Genomic DNA, 3,499 nt, shown 5'->3' on the forward strand with positions numbered 1-3,499 from the left:
GGATTTTCGCCATGCCACGAAATTAGCATCATGCTAGCAAGTTAAGCGAACACTGACATGATAAATTAGTGGTTAGCTATATTATTTTACTTTGCAACAGAACCAAAATTATTTTATTAAAGAGTAGTTCAACAAACGGGCCATATTGTTGTATAAGTGATGAAATACTGAATTTAAAACTTAGTTTATATGTGGTAAAATGTTTTAATCAAGTTTAGGAGGAATTAATTATGAAGTGTAATGAATGTAACAGGGTTCAATTAAAAGAGGGAAGCGTATCATTAACCCTATAAACTACGTCTGCCCTCATTATTGGAGGGTGAAATGTGAATACATCCTATTCACAATCGAATTTACGACACAACCAAATTTTAATTTGGCTTTGCATTTTATCTTTTTTTAGCGTATTAAATGAAATGGTTTTGAACGTCTCATTACCTGATATTGCAAATGATTTTAATAAACCACCTGCGAGTACAAACTGGGTGAACACAGCCTTTATGTTAACCTTTTCCATTGGAACAGCTGTATATGGAAAGCTATCTGATCAATTAGGCATCAAAAGGTTACTCCTATTTGGAATTATAATAAATTGTTTCGGGTCGGTAATTGGGTTTGTTGGCCATTCTTTCTTTTCCTTACTTATTATGGCTCGTTTTATTCAAGGGGCTGGTGCAGCTGCATTTCCAGCACTCGTAATGGTTGTAGTTGCGCGCTATATTCCAAAGGAAAATAGGGGTAAAGCATTTGGTCTTATTGGATCGATAGTAGCCATGGGAGAAGGAGTCGGTCCAGCGATTGGTGGAATGATAGCCCATTATATTCATTGGTCCTATCTTCTACTCATTCCTATGATAACAATTATCACTGTTCCGTTTCTTATGAAATTATTAAAGAAAGAAGTAAGGATAAAAGGTCATTTTGATATCAAAGGAATTATACTAATGTCTGTAGGCATTGTATTTTTTATGTTGTTTACAACATCATATAGCATTTCTTTTCTTATCGTTAGCGTGCTGTCATTCCTGATATTTGTAAAACATATCAGGAAAGTAACAGATCCTTTTGTTGATCCCGGATTAGGGAAAAATATACCTTTTATGATTGGAGTTCTTTGTGGGGGAATTATATTTGGAACAGTAGCAGGGTTTGTCTCTATGGTTCCTTATATGATGAAAGATGTTCACCAGCTAAGTACTGCCGAAATCGGAAGTGTAATTATTTTCCCTGGAACAATGAGTGTCATTATTTTCGGCTACATTGGTGGGATACTTGTTGATAGAAGAGGTCCTTTATACGTGTTAAACATCGGAGTTACATTTCTTTCTGTTAGCTTTTTAACTGCTTCCTTTCTTTTAGAAACAACATCATGGTTCATGACAATTATAATCGTATTTGTTTTAGGTGGGCTTTCGTTCACCAAAACAGTTATATCAACAATTGTTTCAAGTAGCTTGAAACAGCAGGAAGCTGGTGCTGGAATGAGTTTGCTTAACTTTACCAGCTTTTTATCAGAGGGAACAGGTATTGCAATTGTAGGTGGTTTATTATCCATACCCTTACTTGATCAAAGGTTGTTACCTATGGAAGTTGATCAGTCAACTTATCTGTATAGTAATTTGTTATTACTTTTTTCAGGAATCATTGTCATTAGTTGGCTGGTTACCTTGAATGTATATAAACATTCTCAAAGGGATTTCTAAATCGTTAAGGGATCAACTTTGGGAGAGAGTTCAAAATTGATCCTTTTTTTATAACAGGAATTCAAATCTTTTTGTTCCATTAAAGGGCGCGATTGCTGAATAAAAGATACGAGAGACCTCTCTTGTATCTTTTTTATTTTGAGTGGTTTTGTCCGTTACACTAGAAAACCGAAAGACAATAAAAATTTTATTCTTGCTGAGTCTGGCTTTCGGTAAGCTAGACAAAACGGACAAAATAAAAATTGGCAAGGGTTTAAAGGTGGAGATTTTTTGAGTGATCTTCTCAAAAAATACTACCTGTCCCTTGCTGATTTTTAAACGAGCACGAGAGCAAAACCCCCCTTTGCTGAGGTGGCAGAGGGCAGGTTTTTTTGTTTCTTTTTTCTCGTAAAAAAAAGAAAGGTCTTAAAGGTTTTATGGTTTTGGTCGGCACTGCCGACAGCCTCGCAGAGCACACACTTTATGGACATAAAGTATAGTATGTTATACTTTACTTGGAAGTGGTTGCCGGAAAGAGCGAAAATGCCTCACATTTGTGCCACCTAAAAAGGAGCGATTTACATATGAGTTATGCAGTTTGTAGAATGCAAAAAGTGAAATCAGCTGGACTAAAAGGCATGCAATTTCATAATCAAAGAGAGCGAAAAAGTAGAACGAATGATGATATTGACCATGAGCGAACACGTGAAAATTATGATTTGAAAAATGATAAAAATATTGATTACAACGAACGTGTCAAAGAAATTATTGAATCACAAAAAACAGGTACAAGAAAAACGAGGAAAGATGCTGTTCTTGTAAATGAGTTGCTAGTAACATCTGACCGAGATTTTTTTGAGCAACTGGATCCAGGAGAACAAAAACGATTTTTTGAGGAAAGTTATAAATTATTTTCCGAACGATATGGCAAGCAAAATATTGCTTATGCAACAGTTCATAATGATGAGCAAACCCCTCACATGCATTTAGGTGTTGTGCCTATGCGTGATGGAAAACTGCAAGGAAAAAATGTGTTTAATCGTCAAGAACTGTTATGGCTACAAGATAAATTCCCCGAGCATATGAAAAAACAGGGTTTTGAGTTGAAGCGTGGTGAACGTGGCTCTGACCGTAAACATATTGAGACAGCTAAATTTAAAAAACAAACTTTGGAAAAAGAGATTGATTTTCTAGAAAAAAATTTAGCAGTTAAAAAAGATGAATGGACTGCTTATAGCGATAAAGTTAAATCAGATTTAGAAGTACCAGCGAAACGACACATGAAAAGTGTTGAAGTGCCAACGGGTGAAAAGTCCATGTTTGGTTTGGGAAAAGAAATAATGAAAACAGAAAAGAAACCAACCAAAAATGTTGTTATATCGGAGCGTGATTATAAAAACTTAGTGACTGCTGCGAGAGATAACGATAGGTTAAAACAGCATGTTAGAAATCTCATGAGTACTGATATGGCGAGAGAATATAAAAAATTAAGTAAAGAACATGGGCAAGTTAAAGAAAAATATAGTGGTCTTGTAGAGCGATTTAATGAAAATGTAAATGATTATAATGAGTTGCTTGAAGAAAACAAGTCTTTAAAGTCTAAAATAAGCGATTTAAAGCGTGATGTGAGTTTAATCTATGAAAGCACTAAGGAATTCCTTAAGGAACGTACAGACGGCTTAAAAGCCTTTAAAAACGTTTTTAAGGGGTTTGTAGACAAGGTAAAGGATAAAACAGCACAATTCCAAGAAAAACACGATTTAGAACCTAAAAAGAACGAATTTGAACTAACTCATAACCGAGAGGTAAAAAAAGAA

The 3,499-nt window shown here is 34.9% G+C and carries 3 protein-coding genes; all 3 read left to right on the forward strand.

Annotated elements, in window-relative coordinates; all coding sequences use genetic code 11:
• The first annotated feature begins 230 nt into the window (after positions 1-230).
• Positions 231-293 carry a tetracycline resistance efflux system leader peptide gene (locus tag KA828_RS13465; RefSeq protein ID WP_012779615.1) on the forward strand — a complete coding sequence of 21 codons (63 nt, stop codon included), beginning with the start codon at positions 231-233 and terminating at the stop codon, positions 291-293.
• Between the two features lie 33 nt (positions 294-326).
• Complete coding sequence (tet(L), locus tag KA828_RS12845; protein WP_001574277.1) at positions 327-1,703, forward strand: tetracycline efflux MFS transporter Tet(L); 1,377 nt, start codon at positions 327-329, stop codon at positions 1,701-1,703.
• Between the two features lie 563 nt (positions 1,704-2,266).
• A partial coding sequence (gene mobV / locus KA828_RS12850) for a MobV family relaxase (RefSeq protein ID WP_210126352.1) occupies positions 2,267-3,499 on the forward strand: 1,233 nt, incomplete at its 3' end.

This window comes from Staphylococcus sp. GDY8P85P (assembly GCF_017892405.1).
Classification (GTDB): domain Bacteria; phylum Bacillota; class Bacilli; order Staphylococcales; family Staphylococcaceae; genus Staphylococcus; species Staphylococcus borealis.